Raw genomic sequence first — 21,533 nt, 5'->3', positions numbered from 1 at the left:
AAGAATCACATATTAAAGAAATCGTCGCGGAGGACACAGCATGGAAACAAATCATCAGTTTAAATCAGGATTTATTACAATAATTGGAAGACCCAATGTTGGTAAGTCAACATTTATGAATCGTGTTATAGGGCAAAAGATTGCTATTATGAGTGATAAGGCACAGACAACCAGAAATAAAATCCAAGGTGTGCTTACAACGGAGGATGCTCAGCTTATATTTATCGATACCCCGGGGATTCATAAACCGAAGCATCGACTGGGCGATTTTATGGTAAACGTAGCAGAAAGTACACTTAATGAAGTGGATGCTGTTTTGTTTATGATTAATGCAAAGGAAGGTTATGGAAAAGGTGATCAGTATATTCTAGATCGTTTGCAAAAAGTAAATAGCCCAATCTTCTTAATCATTAATAAGATAGATTTGGTTCATCCCGATGAATTACTGGCATTGATTGATCAGTATAAAGATAAGTGTAAATTTGAAGAAATTATTCCAATTTCTGCCTTGGAAGGAAACAATGTAAATCATTTAGTCGATGTTCTGAAAAGTCACATACCTGAAGGTCCTCAATACTATCCAGAAGATCAAGTAACCGACCATCCGGAACGCTTTATTATTGCTGAACTAATTCGGGAAAAAGTATTGCATTTAACAAAAGAAGAGGTACCTCATTCGATTGCAGTTGCAATAGAAAATATCGAAAAAAGAGAGCAAGAGAAGCTGCTCGTTCAAGCAACAATTATTACAGAAAGAAGCACACAAAAGGGTATTTTAATTGGTAAGCAAGGAAGTATGCTTAAAAATATTGGGAAAAATGCCAGGAAAGATATTGAAGCTTTACTGGGCTCTAAAGTATACTTAGAGCTTTGGGTTAAGGTTAAGAAAGATTGGCGGAATAGACAAAGTCAACTGCTTGAATATGGCTATCGCAGTGATGAGTACTAAATAAATACTCGAAAAGAGGATAAAAAGGACTGAGGTCTGTTATGGTTGCAATCTCCATAGCAACACTAATAATGTATCTGACGTTGCAGATTTTCAGCACTTGACGTGTCATTTTTACCGGGCATTTTGAACAACCTTTAAACTTGGTAATTTTTAATACTAATGAATTTCAGCTAAAGTGCCACTCTAAATAGTAAGTTACATTTTCATTAAACATTAAAGAAAGGTGGGGTTTCTTGTGATCGAACTAACGTGGAAAATATTTAGTCAGACAGGAAACATTGAAACCTATTTATTATTAAAGGAAATAGAAAATGCAACATCGCAACAAGAGTTTGGACAGACTGAAACAGAAGTAACACTAGATGCAAAAATATAACATTATCGAATACCATGAAGGTTTGAACTGAAGGAATGGTTGTGTGAGTAAATAGGCTGGCAGAACCATTCCACCAATGAGAAGCAATAATCAATAATCTTAACCGAAGCTTTCATCTTCATAGGAGGAGATGAAATAATCTGCATCTGTGGTTCTTTTTGTACAAGAAAAAGGGTGAAGCTGTGTGCTAGAGAAAATAGATGGAATCATCATTAAAACAAGGGATTATGGAGAAACCCATAAGCTTGTAACAATCCTTAGTAAAAACATTGGAAAATTCACAGCGCTTGCTAGAGGAGCTAAAAAACCAAAAAGTAGGATGGCTGCGGTTATACAGCCGTTTATACGCGCTCAACTATTTGTATATGTGAATCAAGGCTTGAGCACGATTCAGCAAGGAGAAATCGTTAATTCCTTTCGTCCAATTCGGGAGGATATTGTTAAAACCGCTTATGCAGCCTATATGACAGAGCTTACAGATAAATTACTGGATGAAAAAAGTCCAGATCCATACCTGTTTGATCAATTTGTTCAAACCATGACTTGGATATCTGAAAATGAAGAAGCCGAGATACCATTAATGATGTATGAGTTGAAGTTATTCGAAAAAGGAGGATTTGCTCCTACTGTTGACCGTTGTACCAATTGTGGCAATCGACAAATGCCATTCGCATTTTCAATTGCTGAAGGTGGAATGCTCTGTACCCGCTGCAGGTACATTGATGGGGAGGCAATCGGGCTTCCAGATACGATCGCTAAATTACTTTTTATGTTTTCATCAGTTGGTTTAGAACGTATCGGGACTATCTCCATCAAGCCAGAAAATAAGGAGCTTCTTCGAAATTTATTAAATGCATATTATGATCAATATGGTGGATTTTATTTAAAAACAAGGAAATTTCTAACACAGCTTGACAAATTAATGTAGCTAACGATTGACAGAATGAAAATGATAAAGTATGATTTTTACATATTTCAATATTAAATAATGATTTGCGAAGATGGAGATAAGTACCAGTTCCAATTCTATTTAAAGCGAGTCCAGGATAGTGTGAGCTGGATAACTAGATGTCTGGGAAAGGAACTCCTGAGCAAAGAAAATAAAGTGGCTCTAATACAGATTGTTCAAAAAGGCCGATGAAAATGACACAACATAAGGGTGTTGATCTTTGACTAAGACGAAACTATCAACACGTTCTGTGTCGAGTATCGAAGTCATCACAACTTGTGGAAGCTTGCAGGCTTGCTATTCATCCTTTTTTTGAACACGCAATTATATGGAGCAAATAGGGTGGAACCGCGGTAAAAACCGTCCCTATGTCTATAACATGTAGACATAGGGACGGTTTTTTAACGTTTTAAGATTAATGAATCTGGAGGTAATTTTTAATGAATATCCAAGAAATGATTTTAACATTACAAAAGCATTGGTCAGATCAAAATTGTATTTTGATGCAAGCGTATGATACGGAAAAAGGAGCAGGAACGATGTCACCAATGACATTATTACGCAGTCTTGGACCAGAACCATGGAATGTTGCTTATGTAGAGCCATCAAGAAGGCCTGCAGATGGCCGATATGGTGAAAATCCAAACCGTTTGTATCAGCATCATCAATTTCAAGTGATTATGAAGCCATCTCCAGCTAATATTCAACAACTCTACTTAGATTCTTTAGTAAAGCTTGGAATTAATCCGCTTGAACATGATATTCGCTTTGTCGAGGATAATTGGGAAAATCCCACATTAGGTGCTGCTGGACTCGGTTGGGAAGTATGGCTTGATGGTATGGAAATAACCCAATTCACATATTTCCAGCAAATCGGTGGACTTGAAGCAAATCCAGTAACCGTCGAAATAACTTATGGAATTGAACGTCTCGCTTCCTACATCCAAGATAAGGAAAATGTGTTTGATTTAGAATGGAATAACGGTGTAACGGTGCGTGATATCTTTTATCAGCCGGAGTTCGAGCATTCCAAATATACGTTTGAAGAATCTGATACTGAAATGCTCTTCCAGCTGTTTTCTATGTATGAGAAAGAAGCAGAGAGCACGATGAATAAAGGACTTGTATTTCCTGCATATGATTATGTTTTAAAATGTTCGCATACCTTTAACTTACTTGATGCCAAAGGTGTTATATCTGTGACCGAACGGACTGGTTACATCTCACGAATCCGCAACTTAGCCCGCAGTATCGCCAAAACCTATGTTGCAGAACGTGAGAAGTTAGGATTTCCAATGCTTGAAAAGGAGGAAAATTAAATGGCAAGAGATGTATTATTTGAAATCGGACTAGAAGAGCTACCTGCACGATTTATCGATGATGCAGAGCAGCAATTATTATCAAAAACAGAAGCGTGGTTAAAAGGACTTCGAATTCCTTTCGGCTCGATTACTTCATTTGCAACACCGAGACGTTTAGCTGTCTATATTCACGAAATGGAAGAATTCCAAACCACAATTGAGGAAGAAGCTAAGGGGCCTGCTGAGAAAATCGCTAAAGATGAAAATGGCGATTGGACAAAAGCAGCTATTGGTTTTACAAGAGGCCAAGGGAAAACACCTGACGATATTTATACGAAAGAGATTAAAGGTATATCCTATATTTTTGTGAAAAAGCATATTGAGGGGAAGCCTGTTCAAGAATTGCTTCCTGATTTCAAAGCAATACTAGAGTCGATTCAATTTGGCAAAAATATGCGCTGGGCAAAAGAAACACTTCGTTATGCCCGTCCGATTCGTTGGCTTGTTGCATTATTCGGGAGCGAAGTTATTCCGTTTGAAATCACTAGCGTACAAACAAGCAATATAACATATGGTCATCGTTTCTTAGGGAAAGAGATCCGTTTAGCTACAGCTTCTGAATACGAGTCTTCCTTGCTTGACAATTATGTAATTGTAAATCCTAAAAAACGTGAGGAAATGATTATTGAAGGTATTAAAACACTGGAAGAGGCCAATAATCTGTTGATTCCGGTTGACGCTGATTTACTAAATGAAGTAAGGAACCTTGTTGAATATCCAACAGTATTCATAGGGGCATTTGAAGAAGGTTTTCTAAATTTACCATCAGAGGTTCTCATTACTTCTATGAAAGAACACCAACGGTATTTTCCTGTAACAGCTACAGACGGGCAATTATTAGCACGTTTTGTTGGGGTTCGAAATGGAGATGTACATGAACTTGCGACTGTAATTCGAGGAAATGAAAAAGTTCTCCGTGCACGATTAGCAGATGCAGAGTTTTTCTTGGAAGAAGACCTTAAACAATCCATTGATTTTTATCAGGAAAAATTAGAACGTGTTGTTTTCCAGAAAGAATTAGGAACGATTCATGATAAAGTGGAGCGAGTTGTTCATATAAGTACAAAGATAACAGATTTAATTGGACTCGATGGTGATCAAAAGGAAAAAGTAGTAAGAGCTGCAACAATAAGTAAATTTGATCTTATGACAAATATGGTTAATGAATTTACTGAACTACAGGGAATTATTGGCGAAAAATACGCACTTCATTTTGGTGAGGATTCACTTGTTGCTGGAACAATACGCGAGCATTATTTACCAAAGCAAGCAAATGGAGAGCTTCCTAAAACATTAATTGGTTCGATAGTAAGTATTGCCGATAAGCTGGATACAATTGTGGGATGTATCTCTATAGGTTTAGTTCCAACGGGTTCCCAGGATCCGTATGGACTTCGCAGACAAGCAACAGGTGTATTACGTATCATAGCTGATAGAAAATGGGATATTTCACTGGAAACCCTGCTAGAGATTGTTACTTCTTTATATCAAACATTAGATATCGAGCTGGAAAACCAAGAAAAGGTAGCGATAGAGCTTAAAGAATTTTTCCAACTTCGCGCATCTTATTTGCTTAAAGAATTAAATGTCGAGCAGGATGTGATTAATGCGGTTGTACATCGCGCAATAGGAAACTTTGATTATACAATTGCAAAGGCAAAACTTTTATCTGAAAAGCGTAATGATGAAAACTTTAAGCATATCCAAGAGGCATTAGTTCGAGCCCTTAATTTATCTGATAAAGCAGAGGGTACAACTGTACGTACAGAACTATTTCAAACAGAATCTGAAGTAGCACTATTTTCGCAATATAACGTGGTTCGCGACACATTCAATACGTACAATAAGCAAAAAAATGCGGTTAAGGCATTAGCATGCTTAGAGGAATTAGCTATTCCAATCCATACATTCTTTGACAATAATATGGTAATGGCAGATGAAGAGGATATACGTACGAATCGTCTTTCGCTTATCAATGTACTTTCTATGTTGATTAAAGAATATGCTGATCTACAATTAATACAATGGAAACAGCACTTTTAAGCACAAGAGCGGAAGCGCCCGGTTAGCGACGTACGGACTGCGCCCCGAACTTTGGGGTGGTTCGACGAGTCGAAGATTCCTACGTAGAAGATAAAGGAAACATGCCCCATTAGGGGTATGCCGACGTTAGGCGCAGCCTGGTTTTAGTCGGCCATCCTTTACCAAGAGGCGATGTTGACTTTCGCCGCAAGGGTATAAGTGCGACTAGGCCTCATGTCTTAGCCAGTCGGCAAGTCTTCTTTATCGTACGGAGGTGAGGGAAGTCTCGCTACAGCTTTAGCGCTGTAGCTGGACGTAATCAAAAGTATAACGTATTTTCCCTTTTTGCTATATAATATAAAGAAATAGTATGACATATTGTTTTCGGGTGGTGAAAAGGTGGAATTATCCAAAAGACAGGAACAAATCATTGAAATAGTTAAAGGTAACGGTCCAATTACAGGAGAACATATTGCAGATCGATTAAATTTGACACGAGCTACCTTGAGACCGGATTTAGCAATCCTAACCATGGCCGGGTACTTAGACGCCCGCCCGCGTGTCGGTTATTTTTATACGGGGAAAACTGGTTCGGAATTACTTACAGAGAAAATAAAAAAATTCAAAGTACATGAATTTTTACAAGTACCTGTCGTTGTCAAGGATAGTGTGTCTGTATATGACGCCATATCAACCATGTTTCTTGAAGATGTCGGAACATTATTTGTTGTAGATGATAACTCCTGTTTAACAGGAGTACTATCCCGCAAAGACTTGTTGCGAGCAAGTATTGGGCAACAGAATTTAAGTGCTGTCCCTGTACATATAATTATGACAAGGATGCCAAATATTGCAGTATGTCGAAAAGATGACCTGCTAATTGATGCTGCTCAAAAATTGATAACAAGACAAATTGATGGATTGCCAGTTGTTAAAGAAATAGATGCGGGGCTTGAGGTCGTGGGCAGAGTGACGAAGACGACAATGACAAAAGCATTAGTAGAGTTAACAATAGGTGACCATGTGTAAGAAAACTTCAAAAGGGATGGAGGAGAGTTGTCGTAATGAATACTCAACCAATTGTTTTTGTATTATCTGACTCTGTGGGGGAAACTGCTGAATTAGTGGTAAAGGCAGGTCTAAGTCAGTTTGCGAATGGGGATTACAAAATACAGCGTGTACCATATGTTGAGGATAAAGAAACAATCGATGAATTCCTGCAAATCGCGAAAGAAAAAAGAGGAATGATTGGGTTTACACTTGTTGATCCTGAGTTAAGAAACTATTTGAACGAACGATCAAAGTTAATGCAAGTAGAAGCTATTGATATAATGGGACCAACACTTGAAGCAATGGAGCGTGTATTTGATAAAAGTCCCCGACAGGAAGCAGGACTGATACATAAGCTTGATGAGGACTACTTTAAAAAGATAGAAGCAATTGAGTTTGCTGTAAAATATGATGATGGAAGAGATCCCCGGGGGATAGCTCGTGCAGATATTATTTTAGTTGGTGTCTCTCGTACATCCAAAACACCATTATCTCAGTATTTAGCACATAAACGCATTAAGGTGGCTAATGTACCGATTGTGCCTGAGGTTGACCCTCCAGAAGAATTATTTGAAGTTGACCCAGCGAAATGTATTGGACTTCGTATCACTGCTGACAAATTAAATGGCATTCGAAAAGAAAGGTTAAAGGCTTTAGGATTAGGTGATCAAGCGACATATGCAAATATGGATCGTATTCATCAAGAGCTTGATTATTTTGATAAGGTAATTAACAAGATTAAATGTCCAGTAATAGATGTTTCCCACAAAGCAGTAGAAGAAACTGCGAATCTTATCATGCGTATGATTCAAAAATAATTGAATTGGATTATGCAAAACGTTCTGCTCCTATACACGAGCAGAATGTTTTCTGTTCTTAGGAAAATAAGTCATTATAATAGATATCTTTTATAAAATGTATTATAATAAATCTTTGTGTAAACATATACGTAAAAAAGCTATCCTCTACTGTTATTCTGAAAAATAAAACATTCATTAACAAGAAGGATTTTAGGGTGATTATGTAGAATTACTTTATTAAAGATAGCTCTACTATTGTTAAAATCTCAATAGTTGGTTATTCGTTAGTTTATATTTTAGCTGCAGGAGGTACAATAGTAATTAAATATGGAGTAGATGGAAATGACCTTCTTAGACTTACCGATCGTAACAGAGGGTAATTTTTTTCGGTTTTGAAGAAAAAAATGTCGAAACATGAAGGATTTTTTTAATCCGTCACGAATATTAGTATAGTATGGTGGTTAATATGGCCAATCAAATACCAGAAGAGGTTATTGAAGAGATTAGAAAGTCCAATGACATTTTAGATGTTGTTGGCGAGTACGTACAATTAAAGAAGCAAGGTAGAAACTACGTCGGTTTATGTCCATTTCATGGAGAGAAAACACCATCTTTTACGGTAACTCAGGAAAAACAGATTTTTCATTGTTTTGGATGTAGTAAAGGTGGGAATGCTATAACTTTCATGATGGAGATCGAGAGTTTTTCCTTCTATGAGGCTTTGAAATTCCTCGCCGATAGAAGTGGGATTACGCTTCCAGATAGTGGGATGAATAAGGAATCATCAATGTCTTTAGAAAGCCAGAATGTTTTATCGGCGTATGACTGGCTACGTAAGCTTTATCATCACCTTTTACGCTTTACAAAGGATGGAAAAGAAGGGTATCACTATCTGAAGGAAAGAGGAATGGATGACGAAACAATTGAAGCCTTTCAGTTAGGGTTTGCACCTAATGCACAAGACTTCATTGCGGAATTTCTTGCTAAAAAAGGATTTCAGCAACAATTATTAGTAAAAGCTGGCATTATTTCCGAGCTCGATAACAATCGGGTTACGGACCGATTCAGAGGAAGAGTAATTTTTCCAATCCGAAATCATATTGGAAAAACTGTAGCTTTCGGTGGGCGCTCGATAACAGATGAGCAGCCGAAATATTTAAACAGTCCCGAGAGCGAGCTATTTCAAAAAGGCAAGCTACTATATAATTTTGACTTAGCCAAAAAACATATTCGCAAGCAAAATGAAGTTGTTTTATTTGAAGGGTATATGGATGTCATTTCAGCATATCAAGCTGGGGTGAAAAACGTAGTGGCCACACTTGGAACATCGTTGACCGAACCTCAGGCAAAACTTTTAAATCGTTATGTTGATACGGTCGTTATTTGCTACGATGGTGACAAAGCGGGTCAAGCAGCAACATATAAGGCTGCGAATTTATTACGAAGTGTTGGCTGTGCAATAAAAGTAGCAAACCTTGATGAAGATATGGATCCTGACAGCTTTATTAAAAAGCATGGATCAGAGGCTTTTATGAATCAGGTCATAAAAGCAAGTGACACGTATATGAGTTTCTATATGCGCTACCTCCAAAAAGATTATAATCTAAATTTGGAAGGGGACCGCATATCCTATATAGAAAATATATTGAAAGAGCTTGCCATGATTGAGAGCCCTATTGAAAGGGAATATTATTTAAATGAATTGAGCGAAGCACATCAGATTTCTATTGAAACTTTATCAGCGGAAATGCAAGGCTACAGGCATAAACAAGAAAAGCTTGAGGATAAGCCGGGAAAGAACAGATATACTAATAACACAGCATTCAAACAACGTAGTAAGAAACTTCTTCCAGCTTTTTATAACGCAGAGAAAAAATTAATAGCATATATGTTGCAGAACTCTCATATTACAGAGAGGGTACAAAATGAATTAGGTGCAAGATTTAATGTTGATGACTATAAAATTATTGCCACCTATTTATATGCTTATTATGAAGAAGGACATTCGGCTGATATGAGCTTGTTTATTGAAAGGCTTCATGATGACCGATTGAAACAGCTTGTAGCAGAGATCGCTATGACACCGATAAGAGAAGAAATAAGTGATAAGGAAATTAATGATTACATTCGGATTATTCAACATGAATCGAATGACTCTGTTAATATCAAATCACTGAAAGAGCAGCAAAAGATTGCTGAGCAGCAAAATGATCCCTTAAAAGCAGCTCAAATAGCAATGCAAATCATTAATCTTCAAAAGCAATTGAAAAATACAAATTAATTATCTAATTAGTCAAGAAGGAGGGGGACTCATGACCGACAAGAAGCCTTCGCAAACAAAGGAAACTGAAATGACGCTTGACCAAGCAAAGGAAAAGCTTGTTGAAATGGGTAAAAAACGCGGTACGTTAGCCTATGAAGAGGTGGCAGACCGTTTATCCAACTTTGATATTGAATCCGATCAGATGGATGAATTCTATGAGTACCTGGAAGAACAAGGTGTAGAAGTGATTGGTGAATCTGATGAAGATCCAAACATGCAGGAGATCGCAAAAGAAGAGGAATTTAATTTAAACGACTTAAGTGTTCCTTTAGGAATTAAAATAAATGATCCTGTTCGTATGTATTTAAAGGAAATCGGAAGAGTAAACCTATTATCGGCTGCTGAAGAAATTGAGCTCGCATCAAGAATTGAAGAAGGCGATGAAGAAGCAAAACGTCGCTTAGCAGAAGCTAACTTGCGTCTAGTTGTAAGTATCGCAAAACGCTATGTAGGTCGAGGTATGCTTTTCCTTGATTTAATTCAGGAAGGTAACATGGGTCTGATTAAGGCTGTCGAAAAATTTGACTATCGTAAAGGCTTTAAATTCAGTACGTATGCAACATGGTGGATTAGACAAGCAATCACACGAGCAATAGCTGACCAAGCTAGAACTATCCGGATTCCTGTTCATATGGTAGAAACGATTAATAAATTAATACGGGTGCAGCGTTCCTTATTGCAGGATTTAGGCCGTGAACCAACACCAGAAGAAATTGGTGAAGAGATGGAGCTTAGTCCTGATAAGGTTCGTGACATTTTAAAGATTGCCCAAGAACCTGTTTCACTTGAGACTCCTATTGGGGAAGAGGACGACTCACACTTAGGAGATTTTATCGAGGACCAGGAGGCGGTATCTCCATCCGATCATGCTGCATATGAGCTATTGAAAGAGCAGCTTGAAGATGTGTTGGATACTTTAACAGATAGAGAAGAAAATGTTTTGCGTCTTCGCTTTGGCCTTGACGATGGGCGTACAAGAACACTCGAAGAAGTTGGTAAAGTCTTTGGTGTAACAAGAGAACGCATCCGTCAAATCGAAGCAAAAGCACTTAGAAAATTAAGACATCCAAGCCGTAGCAAACGATTAAAGGACTTTTTGGACTGATAGGTGTGGTCATTATTCGCAAGTACTGTGAATGATGACTATCCTGGCTTCCATCCTATCCATCCTGCATAGGGGTGATACTTTTGGCGGCAGAACGAATCGCTGTTATTGTTAAAGAAATTAAGTATTGGAAAGAAAACCGCTTGCTTCCTGAAACCTACTGTGATTATCTTCTTGCATTATACACAAATGGTGAAGCCTTCTCAGAAGAGGCGGATAACAATATTAAAATAAGACAATGGACAGTATTAGATGTAACACATTTAATATTATCATTGCTCATGATACCGTTTTCACTTCTTGTCTTATATTTTACTGAATTTGCTTCCGTTTTGCAACTCGGCATTTTACTGTTATTCTTTAGCTATTTAGTATGGATAATGAATTATTTTCGTAAAATTGGGCATCCTTATTTACACGTACCGCTTATTGCGTCACTATTAGTATTGCTATTATTTACTACGTTTATCTCGAAATTAATCCTGGATAGTAATATGCTACAAATTACAGTTTTAATTAGTAATTTTATCTATTGGTTTATAGTAAGTAAGCAAAGAAAAATAAAATATCTACAAATAATTAGTATTTTAGCGATAATATTTACTTTGCTGTATACTGGTTTTCTATATTTATAACTTATTCCTTTAAAAAAAACCAATTTTCGAGTAAACTATATAATGTATGTATAAATATATAATGGGGAGTACATAAGGAGGAACTACAAATGAGAAGAAACCCAGTTGTACCGTATGCAATTATTGCAATTTTAGGGGTACTAACAGTAGTCATTATTTCATTTGTCGGCTTGAATCAGCGTGCAGATATTCAAGTTGCTGAAGAGGGCGGATCTGAACAAACAGAAGAATCACAAGAAGGGGAAACTACAGGCGGAGACCCTGAAGCAGTTTTTCAGGCAAACTGCGCGGCGTGCCATGGTGGTGACTTATCTGGTGGAATGGGACCTGCTTTAACAACTGTAGGATCCACTCATTCTGCTGATGAGATTGCAGACATCATTCAAAATGGTATCGGTTCGATGCCAGCACAATCCCAAGTTGCTGGTGAAGAGCTAACAGCCCTTTCTGAATGGCTTAGTGAACAAAAATAATGAATGAGTAAGATGAAGTCTAAGCTTTCTGCTAAAACAGAAAGCTTTTCTTTTTTACATAGGAATTTGCTTTTAGAAATATGACTTTAGGTAGATTCAAATTCTAGAGGTGTTTAAACATCCTCTAAAAGGAGAATACGATGATAAATACATTAAAACTATCAGAACGTTTAAAGAAGGTTTCCTCATTTCTTCCGGAAGGAGCTCATTTTGCTGATATTGGTTCCGACCATGCTTATCTGCCATGCTATGTATGCTTACGTGATCAAAAAGCAAAGGCTGTAGCAGGTGAAGTCAATATAGGTCCATTTAATAGCGCAAAATCAACTGTAGAGGCCTATCAACTTTCCAATCGCATTGATGTAAGACTTGGTAATGGGTTAGAGGTGCTGGATGACGATACAGATATTAAGCAGGTTGTAATAGCGGGTATGGGAGGCTCCTTAATTAAGACAATTTTGGATGAAGGAAAATCCAAATTATCAAGTGTACAACGAATTATTGCCCAACCGAATGTGGATGAGCGTAATGTACGCAGATGGCTTTTAAAAGAAGGGTTTATTGTTATCGATGAAACTATTATGGAAGAAAATGGACATCGTTATGAAATAATTGTAGCAGATAAAAAAGGAACGGATGAACTTATAGATCCTTATACGAAAAAGCAACTAGAAAGACAGTTACTGTTTGGCCCTATATTGTTGAAAAATAAAACTGATATATTTCATGAGAAATGGCAATCAGAATATAAGAAGCTATCAAGAATTATTAATCAAATGAAAGAAGCGAGTAATGTCGATAACGAAAAAATTGAACGATTTGAAAAAGAATTATTATGGATTAAGGAGGAATTACAGGATGAAGAACAACGTAACTAATTCAGATGTTTTTCAGCTTATGGAACAATGGGCTCCAAAGGAACTTGCCTATGACTGGGATAATGTTGGATTACAAATTGGTTCCTATCATAATCCTGTAACAAAAGTTCTTATCACACTTGATGTAATGGAAAATGTTGTAGATGAAGCAATTGAAAAGGGAGCAAATCTGATCATCGCACATCATCCATTCTTGTTTAAACCCATAAAACAGGTTAATATAGACACACCGCAAGGAAGAGTTATTCAGAAATTGCTAGAAAATCATATCTCTGTTTATGCAACACACACCAATTTGGATATTGCTCCTGGTGGTGTGAATGATATGCTAACTGACGCACTAGAATTGGAAGAAAATGATATGCTAGTAGAGACAGACAGAGAAAAGCTGTATAAAGTAGCGGTATATGTTCCAGAAACACATATTGATGAGGTAAGAGAGGCATTCGGTGAAAGTGGCGCTGGACATATTGGTAACTATAGCCATTGTACATTTCAGTCAAAAGGACAGGGAACTTTTAAACCGTTAGAAGGTAGTCAGCCATTTCTTGGAGCAAAAAATGAGTTAGAATTGGTAAATGAAGTGAAGATGGAAACAATTGTCCCTAAAGCAATCTTGCATAAGGTGATAAATGCTATCGTTGCTGCCCATCCCTATGAAGAAGTGGCATATGATGTTTTCCCGCTGGAAAATGAAGGGAAGCGTTACGGGATTGGCAGAATTGGTTCTTTGAAGAATAAAACAGATCTAAATAGCTTTTGTGAATATGTAAAAAAAGCACTTGATATTCCGGCTCTTCGCGTTACAGGTGACCTGAATAAAAAGATTCAGAAGGTAGCTGTTCTTGGCGGTAGTGGTGAAAAGTATATTCATCATGCAAAGAAAAAAGGAGCAGATGTCTACATTACTGGAGACATGACTTTCCATATGGCGCAGGAAGCCAGTCTTATGGGCCTTGGGGTTATTGATGCCGGCCACTATATTGAGAAAATAATGAAGCAATTTACGGCAGCATATTTGAAGGAACATTTGGATAAGGAAAATTTAACCATTCTTGTCTCCGAATCGAATACAGATCCTTTTCAGTTTGTGTAAAACAGAAAAAGACAAAAGGAGTATTACAACTATGAAAAAAAATAACTTTGACCCTTTCGCTTTCGAGCCTCCATTAAATCATGCTATTGAGAAGCTGAGATTTAACCAACCAACAGAAATACAAAGCAAAGTAATACCTGCAATTCTAAAAGGAGAAAGTGTAATTGGTCAATCGCGCACTGGATCTGGGAAGACACATGCCTATTTACTTCCACTTTTTAATCGAATTAATACGAATAAACGAGAAGTTCAATTTGTGATAACAGCTCCTACACGAGAACTAGCAACACAAATTTACAACGAAGTAAGAACAATTATTGACTTTGCGGAAAAAGAAGGCACATGGGTTGCGAAGCTATTAGTAGGTGGAACTGATAAACAAAAAATGGCGGAGAAATTAAAAACACCACCACATATAATTGTCGGCACACCAGGTAGAATTCTCGACCTTGTTAAGGATGAGGCGATTTCAATTTATTCAGCGACTTCTTTTGTAATTGATGAAGCAGATCTAATGCTGGACCTTGGTTTCATTGAAGACGTGGATCAATTACTAATCCGGTCGCAAAAAGATATTCAATTAATGGTATTTTCAGCGACAATTCCGCAACGTTTACAGCATTTTTTCAAAAAGTATTTGGAAAATCCGTTATATGTGAAAATAGATGAGCATTTCTCGCCGGAAACGATGGAGCATCGATTAATTGCGCGTAAACATCGTAATGAAGCAGATATTATTTATGATATATCAGAAGCAATCCAGCCATATTTGGCAATTGTTTTTACAAATGGAAAAAAACAAGCAAACGAACTAGCTGATTCATTACAGGAAAGAGGGTTAGACGTTGGCTTAATTCATGGTGGGCTAACACCCAGAGAGCGAAAACGTGTCCTGAAGGATATTCAAAATTTACGCTATCAATATGTCGTTGCAACAGACTTGGCAGCCAGAGGAATTGATATTAAAGGAGTCAGTCACGTCATTAACGCTCAAATACCAAAGGAAGAGGAGTTTTATATTCATCGCGTTGGCCGAACTGCAAGAGCTGGAATGGAAGGTACAGCAATCAGCATCTATGATGAAGCGGATTTGCCATTAGTTGAAAAACTCGAACAAAAAGGACTAACCTTCACCTATATGGAAGTGAAAAATGGAGAATGGAAAGAAGCAAAGTCCTGGAACGAACGGCACTTACGCACAAAAACAACCACGAATATTGAAAAAGAGGCTTGGAAACAGGTTCGTAAAGCGAAAAAGGTAAAGCCGGGCTATAAGAAAAAAATGAAAAAACAGCAAGAGTCCATTAAACGTCAATTATCAAAGCGTACTAAATATAAGAAATAGATTTTATAGAAATAGGGAGAGGTGCAACAAGTGTTAAAAATTGGATCACATGTATCAATGAGCGGAAAAAAAATGTTGTTAGGTTCAAGTGAAGAAGCTTTAGCATATGGAGCAAATACTTTTATGATTTATACCGGTGCACCACAAAACACGAGAAGAAAGCCAATTGATGAATTAAATATAATGGCGGGTCGTGAACATATGGAGCAGCATGGTATGTCGGATATCGTTGTACACGCACCATATATTATTAATATTGGAAATGCGATAAAACCTGCTACATTTGAACTTGGTGTCAATTTCCTGCGTAATGAAATTGACCGCACTGCAGCTATCGGAGCAAGTCAAATTGTGCTCCACCCTGGTGCCCATGTTGGTGAGGGGTCGGAAGTTGGAATAAAAAAGATTATTGAAGGGCTAAATGAAGTGCTTGAAAAAGATAGCACAGTCCAAATTGCATTAGAAACTATGGCTGGAAAAGGATCAGAAGTAGGTCGTACATTTGATGAACTAGCAAAAATAATTGATGGTGTCACACATAATGAAAATCTTTCTATCTGTATGGATACATGCCATATTCACGATGCAGGTTATGACGTTGTTAACGATTTTGATGGTGTCCTGAATGAATTTGATAAAATTATTGGAGTGGACCGGATTAAAGTTGTTCATGTAAATGACAGTAAAAATGAACGCGGCGCTCATAAAGATCGACATGAAAATATTGGTTTTGGACATATTGGTTTCGAAGCATTACATTATGTTGTTCACCATCCACAGTTAACCGCATTACCAAAAATTCTTGAAACACCGTATGTAGGAACAGATAAAAAGGATAAAAAAGCTCCATATAAGCTGGAAATTGATATGATTCGCAACGGATCGTTTGTAGAGGATTTAAAAGAGAAAATTATGAATTCATAATAAAGGAATAGCGCCTGCGCTATTCCTTTATTATTGAAATAAATGTTCTAAGCCATAGGATTGAACTAATGTATACAATAATTGCTCTGCTTTAGTAGCCGTTTGTTCATCAGTTATTGTTGCTAAATGTTTAAACATTTCTTGACGTGCTTTTTGATTAAATGGGTCACGTGTATTCTTACGTAAGTATATGGCGATTTGCTGTGCTTGCTTTTCAGTTAATTGGAAACCATACTGTTTACTGTAGTGTAGAAGCTCTTCAGCTGAAAGGTTCTTTAGTTTGTTTTTTATCATTTCCTTAATAAATATTGACATGCATTCATCCTCCTCATAATTACACCTTATTCTATGCCCAGTTGTTCAATTGGTGAATTCAAATTTAATCATTTAACCTCTTAGAAGGCGTCTTTGCTTTACTTAGAAGTCCTTGATACTTTAAAGTACAAGCTTTGGGCGGATAGCACAATGGCACTTAACAGATAAAAAAGTGTTATATTTTCTTATCTGCCAATAAATAACACCTTTATAAATTGATTCTTTCCATAAACTATAATTGCACCTCATTAATGGATAAGGAGGTCTTGAAGATATGGACGAAATGAACAGACGTACAGATAAAACGACACCAGCTCCAAATCACGGAGAACATACCGAAGACCAGGATTTTATCGGGATTGAGTCAGATAGTTTAAGGAATGAGGAATTTGCTGCCGAATTTACAGCAGATGATTACGAACTGCAATCTGATGACCGTAGTCATGAAGGTGCAACAACTGTTTACGGATGGATTGGTATAGCACTTTCTGTAATATCCTTCTTTATGTGGCCAGTGGTTCTTGGAGTCGCTGGAATAATCTTCGGTTTTGTATCCAGAAGTCGTGGCGCAGATACACTAGGAAATATAGCAATTGCAGCTGGAGCAATATCCATTTTAATCACACTTTTTATATTACCATTCTTTTAACAAAACGTATGAGGCTGATTTCTTCAGCCTCTTTTTATTACCTTGATTTTTATTTACAGAAATTAACATTACTACCAATAAATAATCCTTTTAACTGCGAATTAACCTAATTGCTTAGTATGAGCAACTATTGCCGTCCGGTTCGCTTCGGATGCGCGCCAGAGTGCACGGATTCAGCCTCACCGAAAGAAGAGCCGGTGAGATTTCAAACACGTGCTGTTCCCACAGGACAAGGAATGTTTCGTCAGCTTTTATATTGCACGAATAAAATTGTTTTTTTCGATTAATAACCGCCCTCCGCTCACTCGGAATGGTTAGAGCAACGTTTTAGTTTTTGATAACGGTCATGGTTTAACAGGACTTTATATAATGATTCATTGGTATAAGGGAAAGTAGTAAAATGTATCAGGTTTTAGTTTGTGTGGGTCTGTTGTTGGGTTTAATTCTTTAAAATGCTTGATTATATCCTCTGAATGAAACATTGAAATGCTATCTTCATTCAGCGATTCAACAATTGAAAAAATGGTATCTCCAGGTAGAACTTTTACATGTGCAATTGTATATTCATTACTGGAGGAAATCTTTATTTGTTCAGCGTCATGTTCAACATTCCTGCTGTTGCTAACCATTAAGTCTTGAAAAATACTTATAATCAGCAATATAATGAGTGTATAGAGTGTAAGCTTTTTTAGTGTATACATAAAAATTCTCCTTTTGGGTGAAACCATTTACAATTCCATACGTATGATTAAATTAGAGAGGGGGAAATAAAAAATGGATATCTTTGATCTCCAATGGATAGGATTTGTTATAACATTTTTAGCTACACTTTTTTTAATTGGTGAAGTTTTAGTTAATATGCGAGGTTTTTTTGGACTGCTAGGTATTGGATTTATTACCGTATACTTTGCAGCTTACGTTGGAAGTAGTTCTTTTATTCTTATGCTTATTATATATTTTGTAGGATTATTACTTATTATAATTGATGGCAAGCTACTGAATGATGGAACACTTGCAACTATAGGTCTTGCAAGTATGCTAACGTCTGTTGCTTTGGCTGCAGATAATCTTACTTCGGGATTATACGCTGTTTTAGGGGTATTATTAGGCACTGGTGCTTCCTTCTTCTTCTTAAAAGTATTTAAACGTAGAGAGATGTGGACAAAGCTTGCTTTGAAAGACCAGTTAACAAAAGAAGCGGGCTATAACTCTATGAATATGGAATATGAGCAGTTAGTTGGTAAAGAAGGAATTACGTTAAACGATCTGAGACCTGTTGGAACTGTAAAAATAAACAAAAAAGATTATAGTGCGGTATCTGACGGACAATGGATTCCGAAGAATAGTAAAGTAAAGGTTACACAAGTAGATGGGACAAAAATATTAGTTGAAAAAATATCATAGATGTTCTAAAAGACAATTTCCTAGTATTAGGAAATTGTCTTTTTTTTGAGAAAAAAAGAATGAAAAACCTATGTTAAGGGTAGTTACTAAATAGAAGAAAAATCTTTATGTAAATTTAATGTAAATTATTCAACTTAAACCTTTACAAATGGTTAACAAATCATTAATAATGGGAGAGGCGCAAGCGACAAGATTCAACATAGAATGAAGGGATGAAAGCAATAGTGGATATCGATTTACAAACGTTATTATTCGAGTTTATTGGTGGTTTAGGAATATTCTTACTCGGTATAAAATTTATGGGAGACGGGCTTCAAAAGTCAGCAGGCGACCGTCTGCGCAATATATTAGACCGGTTTACCACCAACCCATTTCTAGGCGTTTTAGCAGGGATTATCGTAACATGTTTGATTCAGAGTAGTTCAGGAACAACTGTACTCACGGTTGGTTTGGTTAATGCTGGATTTATGACGCTAAGACAAGCAATTGGAGTTATTATGGGTGCTAATATTGGTACGACAATAACCGCGTTTGTTATCGGGCTTGATATTGGCGAATACGCTTTACCAATTCTTGCAATTGGTGCATTAATTTTATTCTTCTTTAAAAATCAAAAGGTTACCGCAGTTGGACAAACTATTTTTGGTTTCGGAGCATTATTTTTCGGTTTAGAATTAATGAGTAGTGGAATGTCTCCATTGCGTTCTCTTGAGGCATTTCATGAATTAACAGTAAGTATGGCTGCAAGCCCAGTATTAGGAGTAGTTGTTGGTACAGTATTTACATTAATTGTACAGAGTTCAAGCGCAACGATTGGTATCCTTCAGGGACTATTCTCAGAAGGTGCGATAGCATTAGAAGCAGCTATTCCAGTATTATTCGGAGATAATATTGGTACAACAATAACAGCAGTCTTGGCCGCAATAGGTACAAGTATTACAGCTAAAAGAGCTGCATTAACACATGTTATTTTTAATCTTGTAGGAACAATCATTTTCCTTATATTCCTAGGATTATTTACAAGTTATGTCGGCTATTTACAGGCGAGCTTAAATTTAAATCCTGAAATGACTATCGCCTTTGCGCACGGTAGTTTTAATATTATTAATACGTTGATTCAAGTTTGGTTTATAGGTGCCTTAGCATGGATTGTAACAAAAATTATTCCAGGTGAGGATACAATTATCGAATATAATCCAAAACACCTAGATCCTATTTTTATTCAACAGTCATCAACACTAGCATTGGATCAAGCAAAAGCAGAAATTATTCGGATGGGTGAATATGCACATCAAGGCTTAGAGGAAACGAATCTGTACGTTACCACACAAAACCAAAAACATTCGGAAATGGCGATGCAGGTTGAAGGCGCACTAAATAACTTAGACCGTAAAATAACGGATTATCTCGTTAATATTGCAGCTGGATCATTATCTGATGCGGAAAGTGTAAAGCACACTTCATTAATGAATTCAGTTCGTGATATTGAAAGAATTGGCGATCATTATGAGAATATTATTGAGTTAATTGATTATAAAATATCGAATAAAGTTAACTTAACAGAGCAAGCACTGGAAGATTTAAATACGATGTTTGACTTAACACTCTTAACGGTTAAGCAAGCAGTAGAATCACTTGATAAAATGGATCGTGAAGCGGCATTAGAAGTTATCCAAAAAGAAGATAAAATCGACAAAATGGAGCGCCAATTCCGCAAAAAGCATATCATTCGTATGAATGAAGGATTATGCAGTGGGTCAGCTGGTATCGTTTTTGTAGATATTATCAGTAACTTGGAACGAATTGGTGATCATGCAGTTAATATTGCCGAAGAAGTTTTAGGTGAGTAAATAAAAGGGGGGAGACCTCCTTTTTTTATTATATAAAATTAAAATTTTCTACAAAAAACAACAATTTATCCATTTATGTGTTGAAATAAATTTTAGAACGTGATACTATAAATCTCGCAGTCGCAGAAAAGACAAGTACATAATAATTTTGCGTTTGATTATAAAGTTTTGTGTTGTGCAAAAAAGTATTGACAGCAAATCTAAAACATGGTAAATTATATTTTGTCGCTAATAACCTATAAGAAGTAATAATTACTAAAAAGTTAAAATTACAAATAGAAATAAAAATTTCAGACATGTTTTCTAACTATTCCACAGTAGCTCAGTGGTAGAGCTATCGGCTGTTAACCGATCGGTCGTAGGTTCGAATCCTACCTGTGGAGCCAAGTGGCGGCGTAGCTCAGCTGGCGAGAGCGTACGGTTCATACCCGTGAGGTCGTGGGTTCGATCCCCTCCGCCGCTACCATACATAAATAATTACATAATGGCGGTCGTGGCGAAGTGGTTAACGCACCGGATTGTGGCTCCGGCATACGTGGGTTCAATCCCCACCGGTCGCCCCATTATTTAACAAAATTCCAGGACCCTTAGCTCAGTTGGTTAGAGCTATCGGCTCATAACCGATCGGTCGCAGGTTCGAGTCCTGCAGGGTCCACCAAAAAAATACGGAGGTATACCCAAGTCCGGCTGAAGGGATCGGTCTTGAAAACCGACAGGCGGGTCAAACCGCGCGGGGGTTCGAATCCCTCTACCTCCTCCATTTAGTATTTTATAAGCAGACTAGATTTTATAATTACATAACGGCTCGGTAGCTCAGTCGGTAGAGCAACGGACTGAAAATCCGTGTGTCGGCGGTTCGATTCCGTCCCGAGCCACTTTCCAAACAAGCATATTGCTTGTTTTTTCTTTTGCATAAATTAAATAATTTAATCTACCAAAAAATGATAAGATTCTTGTATTTTATAAGGCAAAAAATTTGCATGAATAGCAAAGCTCTGATAACCTTTTAATTAAAGGTTCGACAAA

20 protein-coding genes and 6 tRNA genes are annotated in these 21,533 nt (G+C 37.0%); 24 read left to right on the top strand and 2 right to left on the bottom strand.

Annotation, left to right across the window (positions count from 1 at the left end):
• Positions 1–40 precede the first annotated feature (40 nt).
• The 15 genes from era (at position 41) to NST46_RS16790 (ending at position 16,289) form a co-directional block, all read left to right on the top strand.
• Entirely contained in the window at positions 41–949 is a 909-nt protein-coding gene (gene era, locus NST46_RS16860; protein ID WP_095307037.1) for a GTPase Era, read from the top strand.
• Between the two features lie 238 nt (positions 950–1,187).
• Positions 1,188–1,328, top strand: a complete 141-nt coding sequence (locus NST46_RS16855; protein WP_095307036.1) for a YqzL family protein — start codon at positions 1,188–1,190, stop codon at positions 1,326–1,328.
• Positions 1,329–1,512: 184 nt separating this feature from the next.
• Positions 1,513–2,256, top strand: a complete 744-nt coding sequence (gene recO, locus NST46_RS16850) for a DNA repair protein RecO (RefSeq protein WP_095307034.1) — start codon at positions 1,513–1,515, stop codon at positions 2,254–2,256.
• 461 nt (positions 2,257–2,717) lie between these two features.
• Positions 2,718–3,596 (top strand): glycine--tRNA ligase subunit alpha, encoded by an 879-nt coding sequence (gene glyQ / locus NST46_RS16845; RefSeq protein WP_095307033.1) that lies wholly within the window; start codon positions 2,718–2,720, stop codon positions 3,594–3,596.
• Entirely contained in the window at positions 3,597–5,681 is a 2,085-nt protein-coding gene (glyS, locus tag NST46_RS16840; RefSeq protein WP_341137496.1) for a glycine--tRNA ligase subunit beta, read from the top strand.
• Between the two features lie 378 nt (positions 5,682–6,059).
• Entirely contained in the window at positions 6,060–6,689 is a 630-nt protein-coding gene (locus NST46_RS16835; RefSeq protein WP_095307031.1) for a helix-turn-helix transcriptional regulator, read from the top strand.
• A gap of 35 nt (positions 6,690–6,724) precedes the next feature.
• Positions 6,725–7,528: a pyruvate, water dikinase regulatory protein gene (locus tag NST46_RS16830; protein WP_341137495.1), complete on the top strand. Its 804-nt coding sequence runs from the start codon at positions 6,725–6,727 to the stop codon at positions 7,526–7,528.
• Positions 7,529–7,976: 448 nt separating this feature from the next.
• A complete protein-coding gene (gene dnaG, locus NST46_RS16825) occupies positions 7,977–9,791 on the top strand; it encodes a DNA primase (protein ID WP_095307029.1) in 1,815 nt (604 codons plus the stop codon).
• Between the two features lie 31 nt (positions 9,792–9,822).
• Positions 9,823–10,938, top strand: coding sequence for an RNA polymerase sigma factor RpoD (rpoD, locus tag NST46_RS16820; RefSeq protein WP_095307028.1), 1,116 nt, complete (start codon positions 9,823–9,825; stop codon positions 10,936–10,938).
• 83 nt (positions 10,939–11,021) lie between these two features.
• Positions 11,022–11,573, top strand: coding sequence for a hypothetical protein (locus NST46_RS16815; RefSeq protein WP_095307026.1), 552 nt, complete (start codon positions 11,022–11,024; stop codon positions 11,571–11,573).
• A gap of 89 nt (positions 11,574–11,662) precedes the next feature.
• A complete protein-coding gene (gene cccA, locus NST46_RS16810; protein ID WP_095307025.1) occupies positions 11,663–12,046 on the top strand; it encodes a cytochrome c550 in 384 nt (127 codons plus the stop codon).
• Between the two features lie 140 nt (positions 12,047–12,186).
• Positions 12,187–12,924 carry a tRNA (adenine(22)-N(1))-methyltransferase gene (locus tag NST46_RS16805; RefSeq protein WP_095307024.1) on the top strand — a complete coding sequence of 246 codons (738 nt, stop codon included), beginning with the start codon at positions 12,187–12,189 and terminating at the stop codon, positions 12,922–12,924.
• Positions 12,905–14,020 (top strand): Nif3-like dinuclear metal center hexameric protein, encoded by a 1,116-nt coding sequence (locus NST46_RS16800; protein WP_095307023.1) that lies wholly within the window; start codon positions 12,905–12,907, stop codon positions 14,018–14,020. Before NST46_RS16805 ends, NST46_RS16800 begins: the two co-directional genes overlap by 20 nt.
• 31 nt (positions 14,021–14,051) lie before the next feature.
• A complete protein-coding gene (locus tag NST46_RS16795; protein WP_118889134.1) occupies positions 14,052–15,365 on the top strand; it encodes a DEAD/DEAH box helicase in 1,314 nt (437 codons plus the stop codon).
• A gap of 30 nt (positions 15,366–15,395) precedes the next feature.
• Positions 15,396–16,289, top strand: a complete 894-nt coding sequence (locus NST46_RS16790) for a deoxyribonuclease IV (RefSeq protein WP_118889135.1) — start codon at positions 15,396–15,398, stop codon at positions 16,287–16,289.
• A 30-nt stretch (positions 16,290–16,319) separates the two neighbouring features.
• Here the strand turns inward: NST46_RS16790 and NST46_RS16785 are convergent, their stop codons facing one another.
• Positions 16,320–16,604 carry a DUF2624 domain-containing protein gene (locus NST46_RS16785; protein ID WP_095307020.1) on the bottom strand — a complete coding sequence of 95 codons (285 nt, stop codon included), beginning with the start codon at positions 16,602–16,604 and terminating at the stop codon, positions 16,320–16,322.
• 274 nt (positions 16,605–16,878) lie between these two features.
• On the opposite strand from NST46_RS16785, the gene NST46_RS16780 reads away from it, so the two are divergent.
• The gene (locus NST46_RS16780) at positions 16,879–17,253 is read left to right on the top strand and encodes a hypothetical protein (protein WP_095307018.1); all 375 of its coding nucleotides are present in this window, start codon (positions 16,879–16,881) and stop codon (positions 17,251–17,253) included.
• A gap of 374 nt (positions 17,254–17,627) precedes the next feature.
• Here the strand turns inward: NST46_RS16780 and NST46_RS16775 are convergent, their stop codons facing one another.
• Complete coding sequence (locus NST46_RS16775) at positions 17,628–17,954, bottom strand: hypothetical protein (protein WP_118889136.1); 327 nt, start codon at positions 17,952–17,954, stop codon at positions 17,628–17,630.
• Between the two features lie 73 nt (positions 17,955–18,027).
• Here NST46_RS16775 and NST46_RS16770 point away from each other — a divergent pair, with 73 nt between their 5' ends.
• The 8 genes from NST46_RS16770 to NST46_RS16735 all read left to right on the top strand — a co-directional run bounded on the left by NST46_RS16770 (position 18,028) and on the right by NST46_RS16735 (position 21,382).
• Positions 18,028–18,657 (top strand): NfeD family protein, encoded by a 630-nt coding sequence (locus NST46_RS16770; RefSeq protein WP_095307016.1) that lies wholly within the window; start codon positions 18,028–18,030, stop codon positions 18,655–18,657.
• 212 nt (positions 18,658–18,869) lie between these two features.
• Positions 18,870–20,507 (top strand): Na/Pi cotransporter family protein, encoded by a 1,638-nt coding sequence (locus NST46_RS16765; protein ID WP_285844503.1) that lies wholly within the window; start codon positions 18,870–18,872, stop codon positions 20,505–20,507.
• Positions 20,508–20,818: 311 nt separating this feature from the next.
• Positions 20,819–20,893, top strand: a tRNA-Asn gene (locus NST46_RS16760).
• A 3-nt stretch (positions 20,894–20,896) separates the two neighbouring features.
• Positions 20,897–20,973: transfer RNA gene (locus NST46_RS16755), tRNA-Met, on the top strand.
• A 21-nt stretch (positions 20,974–20,994) separates the two neighbouring features.
• A tRNA-His gene (locus NST46_RS16750) sits at positions 20,995–21,070 on the top strand.
• An 18-nt stretch (positions 21,071–21,088) separates the two neighbouring features.
• Positions 21,089–21,165 (top strand) — tRNA-Ile (locus tag NST46_RS16745).
• A gap of 9 nt (positions 21,166–21,174) precedes the next feature.
• Positions 21,175–21,267, top strand: a tRNA-Ser gene (locus NST46_RS16740).
• A 42-nt stretch (positions 21,268–21,309) separates the two neighbouring features.
• Positions 21,310–21,382 (top strand) — tRNA-Phe (locus NST46_RS16735).
• Positions 21,383–21,533: the final 151 nt, after the last annotated feature.

Origin of the sequence: Oceanobacillus sp. FSL W7-1309, from assembly GCF_038002145.1 — a bacterium.
Taxonomy (GTDB): domain Bacteria; phylum Bacillota; class Bacilli; order Bacillales; family Amphibacillaceae; genus Oceanobacillus; species Oceanobacillus profundus.
The sequence above is the reverse complement of the archived record's forward strand: the minus strand, read 5'-3'. Positions and strand labels throughout refer to the sequence as shown.

What these genes read in the sequence shown, in the direction of transcription:
- NST46_RS16795 (WP_118889134.1), top strand. Translation starts at nt 14,052, where the DNA reads ATGAAAAAAAATAACTTTGACCCTTTCGCTTTCGAGCCTCCATTAAAT.
- NST46_RS16775 (WP_118889136.1), bottom strand. Translation starts at nt 17,954, where the DNA reads ATGTATACACTAAAAAAGCTTACACTCTATACACTCATTATATTGCTG.
- cccA (WP_095307025.1), top strand. Translation starts at nt 11,663, where the DNA reads ATGAGAAGAAACCCAGTTGTACCGTATGCAATTATTGCAATTTTAGGG.
- NST46_RS16805 (WP_095307024.1), top strand. Translation starts at nt 12,187, where the DNA reads ATGATAAATACATTAAAACTATCAGAACGTTTAAAGAAGGTTTCCTCA.
- NST46_RS16780 (WP_095307018.1), top strand. Translation starts at nt 16,879, where the DNA reads ATGGACGAAATGAACAGACGTACAGATAAAACGACACCAGCTCCAAAT.
- NST46_RS16765 (WP_285844503.1), top strand. Translation starts at nt 18,870, where the DNA reads ATGAAAGCAATAGTGGATATCGATTTACAAACGTTATTATTCGAGTTT.
- rpoD (WP_095307028.1), top strand. Translation starts at nt 9,823, where the DNA reads ATGACCGACAAGAAGCCTTCGCAAACAAAGGAAACTGAAATGACGCTT.
- NST46_RS16830 (WP_341137495.1), top strand. Translation starts at nt 6,725, where the DNA reads ATGAATACTCAACCAATTGTTTTTGTATTATCTGACTCTGTGGGGGAA.
- NST46_RS16800 (WP_095307023.1), top strand. Translation starts at nt 12,905, where the DNA reads ATGAAGAACAACGTAACTAATTCAGATGTTTTTCAGCTTATGGAACAA.
- NST46_RS16770 (WP_095307016.1), top strand. Translation starts at nt 18,028, where the DNA reads ATGGATATCTTTGATCTCCAATGGATAGGATTTGTTATAACATTTTTA.
- dnaG (WP_095307029.1), top strand. Translation starts at nt 7,977, where the DNA reads ATGGCCAATCAAATACCAGAAGAGGTTATTGAAGAGATTAGAAAGTCC.
- era (WP_095307037.1), top strand. Translation starts at nt 41, where the DNA reads ATGGAAACAAATCATCAGTTTAAATCAGGATTTATTACAATAATTGGA.
- NST46_RS16785 (WP_095307020.1), bottom strand. Translation starts at nt 16,604, where the DNA reads ATGTCAATATTTATTAAGGAAATGATAAAAAACAAACTAAAGAACCTT.
- glyQ (WP_095307033.1), top strand. Translation starts at nt 2,718, where the DNA reads ATGAATATCCAAGAAATGATTTTAACATTACAAAAGCATTGGTCAGAT.
- glyS (WP_341137496.1), top strand. Translation starts at nt 3,597, where the DNA reads ATGGCAAGAGATGTATTATTTGAAATCGGACTAGAAGAGCTACCTGCA.